The 681-nt window shown below is 68.6% G+C and carries 1 protein-coding gene; it reads right to left on the bottom strand.

Going from position 1 to position 681, the window contains the following annotated elements; genetic code table 11:
- Nucleotides 1-681 (bottom strand): phosphopantetheine-binding protein (locus METMI_RS24915; RefSeq protein WP_040572811.1); only part of this gene is annotated, 681 nt, incomplete at both ends.

Below are 681 nucleotides of genomic sequence, written 5' to 3'. Positions count from 1 at the left end.
TCGGCGAGCGCCGCGAGCACGGGGTGGTCGAACAGGGTGCGCAACGGCAGTTCAATGCCGAGGGCTTGGCGCAGCCGCGCCACGAACTGCACGGCGAGCAGGGAATGCCCGCCCAGTTCAAAGAAATGGTCATGGCGCCCGACGTGTTCCACATGCAGCAAGTCCTGCCAGAGGGTCGCCAAGACCGTTTCGGTGCCGCCTTGCGGGGCTTCGTAAACACGGCTGGCGATAGCGTCCCCGTCGGGTTCGGGCAGGGCCTTGCGGTCAAGCTTGCCGTTGGCGGTGAGCGGGAAGCGTTCCAAGGTGACGTAGGCGGCGGGCAGCATGTGCTCGGCCAAGTGTGCGGCGAGCCGGGCGCGCAAGTCCGCCGGGTCGGGGGCGTGGCCGGGGTCGGGGACGAGGTAGGCGACCAAGAGTGGGTCGGCTGTGTGGTCGGTGCGGGCGAGGACGGCGGCTTCGCGGATGCCGGGGCAGCGGCGCAGCTGCGCCTCGATTTCGCCGAGCTCGATGCGGAAGCCCCGGAGCTTGACTTGGAAGTCGTTGCGGCCAAGGTACTCAATGGTGCCGTCGGGCAGCCAGCGGCCTAGGTCGCCGGTTTTGTACAGGCGGGACGGGCTGGTTTTCGCATCGGCCTTTGCCGCTTCCGCGCCTTCCCTACCCTCGGTTGCGGGATGGAACGGG

The sequence above is a fragment of the Methylovulum miyakonense HT12 genome (assembly GCF_000384075.1).
GTDB classification, from domain to species: domain Bacteria; phylum Pseudomonadota; class Gammaproteobacteria; order Methylococcales; family Methylomonadaceae; genus Methylovulum; species Methylovulum miyakonense.
Note: the sequence above shows the minus strand (reverse complement) of the source record. Positions and strands in the feature narration are given on the sequence as shown.